Genomic DNA, 6,699 nt, shown 5'->3' with positions numbered 1-6,699 from the left:
CGTCCGCGGCATGAATGCCGCGGCCGAGCTTACAGGGACGTACTTGCAGCGTGTCCCGCAGCGCCTGCCCCTGCAGCCAGCCCCCAGCAGACAGGAACGCGCCGCTCTTCAATCCACCTACCCCGCTAGAATATGTGCATGAAAGCCCTGCACTCCCTGTTCCTCGCCGCCACCCTGGTGCCGGCCCTGCTGTCCGTCTCTGCCCCCGCCCAGGCCTGGGGCGCGCAAGGCCACCGCCTGGTTGCCGAAGTCGCCGACGCCCGCCTCAACCCCGCCGCCCGCGCCGAAGTGGACCGCCTGCTGGCCACCGAAGCGGACGCCACCCTGGCCAGCATCGCGCCGTGGGCCGACCAGCTGCGCGCCAAGGACCCCGGCCTGGGCCGTCGTTCGGCCGGCTGGCACTACGTCAACATCGCCGAAGACGACTGCCATTACGAAGCACCGAAGCACTGCAGGAACGGCAACTGCATCGTCGAGGCCCTGAAAGCACAGAGCGCCATCCTGGGCGACCGCAGCCTGACCGATGGCGAGCGCCTGCAGGCACTGAAGTTCGTCGTGCACCTGGTCGGCGACATCCACCAGCCGATGCATGCCGGTTACGCTCATGACAAGGGCGGCAACGATTTCCAGCTGCAGTTCGGCAACCGCGGTACCAACCTGCACTCGCTGTGGGACAGCGGCATGCTCAACACCCGCAAGCTGGACGACGCCGGCTACCTGCCGCTGCTGCAGAGCCAGCGCGCGCCGAAGCTGGCGCGCCAGTCCAACCCGCAGCGCGACCCACAGACCTGGGCCGAGGCCAGCTGCCGCATTTCCATGCAAGCTGGCGTTTATCCGGCCACGCGTAAAATCGGTGACGAATACACCGAGCGCTACCGGCCGCTGGCCGAAGCGCAGCTGCGACTGGCCGGCGAGAACCTGGCGCAGTTGCTGAACCGCGTGCTCGGCACGCGCTGAGGAGAGTTCCGATGCCGGTCCAGGTGCAGTCGTTCTTCCACCGTGACAGCAATACCTTCAGCTACCTGGTCAGCGATCCGGCCAGCGGTGATGCGGCGCTGATCGATCCGGTCCTGGACTACGACCCGGATACCGACGCCAGCAGTGAAGCGCCGCTGCATGCCGCATTGCAGGCCATCGAACAGCAAGGCCTGCAGCTGCGCTGGCTGCTGGAAACCCATGCCCATGCGGACCACGTGTCGGCCGGGCGCCGGCTCAAGCAGCGCTTCCCGCAGGCCACGCTGGCCATCGGTGAAGGTATCCGCGCGGTGCAGGCCACGTTCGCGCCGCGCTATGGCCTGCAGCTTCCGGCCGCCGATGATATCTTCGATCACCTGTTCAGCGACGGCGAAACCTTTGCCATTGGCGAGCTGCAAGGACAGGTGATCGCCGTGCCCGGCCACACCAGCGACAGCATCGCCTACCTGATCGGCGATGCGCTGTTCACCGGCGATTCGCTGTTCATGCCCGACGGCGGCACCGCACGCTGCGATTTCCCGGGTGGCGATGCCGCGCAGCTGTATCGCTCGATCCAGCGCCTGCTGGCGCTGCCCGATACCACCCGGGTTTTCGTCTGCCACGACTACGGCCCGGGGGGCCGTGATTTCGCCAACGAAACCACCATCGGCGAACAGCGCGCGCACAACATCCACGTGCATGACGGCGTGGCCGAGGCGGAGTTCGTCAGCGTGCGCCAGGCCCGCGATGCTACGCTGGAAGAACCGAAGCTGATGCAACCGGCGGTGAAGGCCAACATCCAGGGCGGGGCCTGACGTACGCCGGGCAGAGCCCGGCGCCATCGGTTTCCATCACGGACCGCGAGCGTTCACTTTCCCTGCGTGCGCACCACATGCTGGCCCTTCACGATCTCAAAGGTGAAGGCGTACTGCAGGGTGACCGCCACCGGCTCGACCCGTTCGGCGCCCCGGCAGTCACCGCGGTCGGCAGGCACCTTGCCAGCCGCGAAGTGGCAGACCGCTGCGGACGAGTACTTCCACATCGCCACGGCCTCCTGCGCAGCCTGCAGCAGGGGCGCATTCTCGCCCGCAGCACCTGCCGCGCACTCCGGGCGATCGGTCAATGGCAGGCTGCGCTCGACGACGCCGTTGGCATCAACCACCACCTGCAGGCAGATCGTGGTCGGCGCCAGTTCCGCACGCGGGTCACGATCGCCGACCTCCGGGTCCGGTGCCGCGTACAACTGCGGCATCCGGTAGCCCTCGGTCGCACCCAGCGAATACGCCTGCAACTGCCCACTGCCACCGCCCGCCTGCGGCTGCAGTCGCTGGTGGCCGACATTCTCGCTGCGGGTGTGCACGGTGGCCAGCCGTTCCTGGCTCGCACACCCCATCATCAGCGCCGCCACCACGAGCAGCGGCGCGGACTTCACTGGGCGTCCTCGCTGTTGTCCATCGCAAAGGTGATCGGAATCTTCACTGCGCCTGCCACCGGCCTGCCGTTCTTCATCGCCGGCCGATAGGTCCAGCTGCGCGCTGCGGTGATCGACACCGCGTCGAACACGCCCGGATTGGTGGCACTGAGCACCCTGACATCGGTGGGTTGGCCGCTGGCATCCACTTCCACGCGCAGGTTCACCACGCCCACCTGGCGCTCCTCGACCGCGGATTTCGGATAGGAAGGCGGTGGCATCTTGACGACCTGGATCTCCCGATCCATGACCGCCGCTGCCGGGCGGCCAGCCATCGCATCGCCCTGGCTGGCCCACGCTACTGCGCCCATTCCCAGGCACAACCCGACGACCAGCACCTGCCCCGATACCCACGGCAATGCCTTCCGCTTGGACTGCTTCAACATGGCGATACGCTACTTCAACACGGGTTGGCTGCGCCAATGGCAGACCGCTGGCGCAACCGGGTGGACCAGCTGCGCCTTCAGCAGCGTGCTGGCGTAAAGCCCGCGCAGCGCAGGCTGCGGGGCGATGGTGCGGGCATCGCAGGCCAGTTCCTGGTCGCGCAGGAAGCAGCGTGCAGCCCAGAGCACCAGCGGGTGGAACCAGAACACCGCACGCATAAGCAGCAACGCACCATTGGCCCAGTGATCGCCATTGCGGCGGTGGCTGCGCTCGTGCTGCAGGATCAGCCCCTGTTCCTGTGCGCTGAACTGTTGATCGAAGTCCGGGCCAACCACGATTCGCGGCCGCCACAGGCCAACCAGTGCTGGCAGGCCTGGGTCACCACTGGCCTGCCAGCTGCCATCGGCGCGCGGCTTCAGCGGGCCCATGCGCCGTTCGAAACGACGCTGCGCGCGCAGGTCGCGCAGCAGGCAGATGCCCATGCCCAGCGCCCATGCCAGCAGCAACAGCGGTGCCCATGGCAGCGACGGCCCTGCCAGTTCGTCCACGGCCCCTGGCTCGACTTTCAGCAGCACTGTCGGCACGTGCTGCAACAGCGCAGCCTGCGGCAACGGCAGCAGCAAGGTCACCAGCAGCATCGGCAACAACCACCAGCTGCGATAAGCCAGTCCAGCGCCCCCCATCCACACCAGCAGCGGTCGCAGCACGGCCAGCAGGATCACCCCCATGGCCAGCCACACGCTGGCCTGCCACAGTCCACCGAGCAGCTCAGTCATGGTCCAGCTCCTGGATCAGCTTCTTCAGTTCGGCGATGTCCTGTGCGCTCAACTGGCCGCGTTCGCTGAAGTGCGCGACCAGCGGCGCCACGCGCCCTTCGAAGACACGGCCGATGAAGTCCTGGCTCTGCGCCTCCACCCACACCTGGCGCTGCAACAGCGGGCGATACAGATAGCGCCGGCCATCGCGCTCAGCGGCGATGGCGCCCTTGGTCAGCAGGCGGTTGAGCAGGGTCTTGATGGTCGGCTCGGCCCAGTCGCGGTGAGCCAGCGCAGCCACCACATCATCGGCGCTGCGCGGTGCCTGCTGCCACAGCACCTCCATCACAACGGCTTCGGCTTCGCTGATCGGGGTCATGGTTTACATCCGTAATCGATAATCTGATTACGCGCGTAATCGAACCTCCTGTCAAGCCCCTCGACTCCGGATTCATCGGCTTTGCGCCAGCATCGAGCACTCCCGGCCGAGGCTTCGGATGAAAGCGCTTCCCAAGAAGGAATTCCCGGTCGAGCAGGCCCGACGCTTCCTCGAACCCGGCCCGATCGTGCTGGTCAGCACCGCCTGGCGCGGCCAGCGCAACCTGATGACGATGGGCTGGCACATGGTGATGGGCTTCTCGCCGTCGCTGGTCGCCACCTACCTGTGGAATGAAAACCACAGCCATGCACTGGCCGTCGGCAGTGGCGAGTGCGTGATCAACGTACCCGGCGTGGAACTGCTCGATACCGTGGTGGACATCGGCAACTGCAGCGGCCGCGAGGTCGACAAGTTCGCCCGTTTCGGGCTCGATGCGCTGCCCGCGCGCGAGGTCGGTGCGCCGCTGGTCGGGCAATGCCACTCGAACTTCGAATGCCGGTTGTACGACGACAGCCAGGTGGCGTCGAGCAATCTGTTCATCTGGGAGATCGTGCGCGCCCATGTTGCGCCCCGGCCGAAACTGCCGCGCACGGTGCATTACCGCGGCGATGGGCAGTTCATGGTGTCCGGCGCAGAAGTCTCGCGTCGACGGCGGTTCAAGCCCGACATGCTGTAATGCCCGCACTCCCCCACACGCAGGACCGCCGCGCATGACCGAACACCTCACCGACCTGGACGCCGCCGTCGACTGGTTGTTAGCGCGCGTGGACGGGCCGCTGCGGATCGGGGCACCGCTGGCGCTGGGCAAGCCACATCGGCTGCTCAACGCCCTGTATGCGCGCGTCGAGCACGATCCCTCACGGCCGCTGCAGCTGTATACCGCGCTGTCGTTGAATCCGCCGAAGGCGCGTGGCAACGGCCTGGAGGCACGCTTCCTGGCGCCGTTTGCGCAGCGCCACTTCGGCGACGATTTCCCGCGCCTGGCCTATGCCGATGCTATCGCGCGCGACGCGTTGCCAGCGCACGTGCAGGTGGAAGAGTTCTACATGCAGTCCGGCGCCCTGCTCGGTTCACGGCAGGCGCAATCCAGCTATACCAGCCTGAACTACACCCACGCCGCCGATGCGGTCGCTCAGCGCGCACCGCAGGTGATCGTGCAGAAGGTGGCGATGCGGCCGAATGACCGCCGGCTTTCGCTGTCGTGCAACAACGACATCACCCAGGACACGCTCGATGCGATGACCGCGCGCGGCCTGCCGCGCCCGTTGCTGATCGCCGAGATCGATCCGCAGCTGCCCTACCTGGCCGGCTCGGCGACGGTCGATGTGTCGTTCTTCGATCTGGTGATCACCCCACCGCCACCGTACCCGGCGCTGTTCGGGCTGCCGCGGCAGCCGGTCGGCGATGCCGACTACGCCATCGGCCTGTATGCCAGCACCCTGGTGCGCGACGGCGGCACCCTGCAGATCGGCATCGGCACGCTGGCCGACGCGCTCAGCCATGCGCTGGTGCTGCGCCACACCGACAACGCGCGCTACCGCCGCGTGCTGCATGCACTTGATCCGCAGCTGGCCAGCCACCCGCTGGTGCAGGAGATCGGCGGCGTGGACCCGTTCGAAGTGGGACTGTACGGCTGCAGCGAGATGCTCAACGAGGGCTTCCGCCGACTGGTGCAGACCGGGGTGATCAAGCGCAAGGTGCACGACGACCTGGCGCTGATGCAACGCATCGAAAATGGCAGCACGCTGTCCATCGACCATGCCACCCTGGCCGCCGAAGGCGAGTACCTGCATGGTGCGTTCTACCTGGGCTCACCGGAGTTCTACGAGTGGCTGCGCACGCTGCCGGAAGACGAATGCCGTGCGATTGGCATGCGCCGCATCAGCGAGATCAACCAGCTGTATGGCGGTAACGAGGCACTGGAGCGCCTGCAGCGCCGCCATGCGCGTTTCTTCAATTCCTGCATGATGGCTACCGCGCTCGGCGCGGCGGTGTCGGACGCGCTGGACGATGGACGCGTGGTGTCCGGCGTGGGCGGCCAGTACAACTTCGTGGCGATGGCACATGCCCTGCCGGAAGCGCGCAGCGTGCTGATGTTCCGTGCCGCACGCGATGACAAGGGCCACCGGGAATCGAACGTGCGCTGGAACTACGGCCACACCACCATCCCGCGCCACCTGCGCGACATTTACCTAAACGAATACGGCATCGCCGATCTGCGCGGCCTGACCGACGAAGACTGCGTGCATGCGATGACCGCGATCACCGAAGCGCCCTTCCAGGGCGATCTGCTGCAGCAGGCACACGCCTCGCGCAAGCTGCTGGCGGCGTCCCAGCCCGACCCGCAGCGCCAGCAGCGCAACACGCCGCAGGCACTGGCCGCGGCACTGGCTCCATTCCGTGCCGATGGCAGCCTGCCGGACTACCCGCTGGGCAGCGACTTCAACGAGATCGAGCAGGTGCTGGTCAAAGCGCTGGCGTGGCTGAAGGCCAACACGCAGTCCCGCAGCGACAAGCTGCGCACCGTCTGGGCAGCGCTGCGGCAACCGGCCGGCGACGGCGATGCCGTGTACCTGCAGCGCATGGGCCTGCAGGCACCGAAAGACTTCGCCGAACGCCTGGACGCGCGGCTGCTGCGGCTGGCGCTGGCGCGTACCGCCTGAGAAAAAGGGGACGGAGGGAATTAAGTCGTTTGTGCACAAACGACTTAATTCCCTCCGTCCCCTTTTTCTTCCGGCAACGAGAAAGGCCGGGGT

General features: G+C 66.9%; 6 protein-coding genes and 1 pseudogene. 4 read left to right on the top strand and 3 right to left on the bottom strand.

From position 1 onward, the window contains the following. The first annotated feature begins 138 nt into the window (after positions 1 to 138). Together ABGA94_RS22135 and ABGA94_RS22130 are read left to right on the top strand one after the other, a co-directional pair. The gene (locus ABGA94_RS22135; RefSeq protein WP_197599148.1) at positions 139 to 957 is read left to right on the top strand and encodes a S1/P1 nuclease; all 819 of its coding nucleotides are present in this window, start codon (positions 139 to 141) and stop codon (positions 955 to 957) included. Between the two features lie 11 nt (positions 958 to 968). After that, positions 969 to 1,769, top strand: a complete 801-nt coding sequence (locus ABGA94_RS22130) for an MBL fold metallo-hydrolase (protein WP_375368105.1) — start codon at positions 969 to 971, stop codon at positions 1,767 to 1,769. Positions 1,770 to 1,822: 53 nt separating this feature from the next. Here ABGA94_RS22130 and ABGA94_RS22125 read toward each other — a convergent pair whose 3' ends face one another. From ABGA94_RS22125 to ABGA94_RS22115, 3 genes and pseudogenes are all read right to left on the bottom strand, one after another. Next, a complete protein-coding gene (locus ABGA94_RS22125) occupies positions 1,823 to 2,386 on the bottom strand; it encodes a hypothetical protein (protein ID WP_069139291.1) in 564 nt (187 codons plus the stop codon). Beyond that, positions 2,383 to 3,585, bottom strand: a pseudogene (locus ABGA94_RS22120) (TonB family protein). The gene ABGA94_RS22125 and the pseudogene ABGA94_RS22120 overlap by 4 nt, the downstream one beginning before the upstream one ends. Further along, positions 3,578 to 3,943 carry a BlaI/MecI/CopY family transcriptional regulator gene (locus tag ABGA94_RS22115; RefSeq protein ID WP_111128041.1) on the bottom strand — a complete coding sequence of 122 codons (366 nt, stop codon included), beginning with the start codon at positions 3,941 to 3,943 and terminating at the stop codon, positions 3,578 to 3,580. The pseudogene ABGA94_RS22120 and the gene ABGA94_RS22115 overlap by 8 nt, the downstream one beginning before the upstream one ends. A gap of 118 nt (positions 3,944 to 4,061) precedes the next feature. Between ABGA94_RS22115 and ABGA94_RS22110 the strand changes: the two genes are divergently transcribed. Together ABGA94_RS22110 and ABGA94_RS22105 are read left to right on the top strand one after the other, a co-directional pair. After that, positions 4,062 to 4,619, top strand: coding sequence for a flavin reductase family protein (locus ABGA94_RS22110; RefSeq protein WP_375368104.1), 558 nt, complete (start codon positions 4,062 to 4,064; stop codon positions 4,617 to 4,619). A gap of 34 nt (positions 4,620 to 4,653) precedes the next feature. After that, on the top strand, positions 4,654 to 6,606 hold the full coding sequence (locus ABGA94_RS22105; protein WP_375368103.1) for an acetyl-CoA hydrolase/transferase C-terminal domain-containing protein: 1,953 nt from the start codon (positions 4,654 to 4,656) through the stop codon (positions 6,604 to 6,606). The last annotated feature ends 93 nt before the right edge of the window (positions 6,607 to 6,699 follow it).

Origin of the sequence: Stenotrophomonas sp. 3diitr2024, from assembly GCF_042136455.1 — a bacterium.
Taxonomy (GTDB): domain Bacteria; phylum Pseudomonadota; class Gammaproteobacteria; order Xanthomonadales; family Xanthomonadaceae; genus Stenotrophomonas; species Stenotrophomonas sepilia.
Note: the sequence above shows the minus strand (reverse complement) of the source record. Positions and strands in the feature narration are given on the sequence as shown.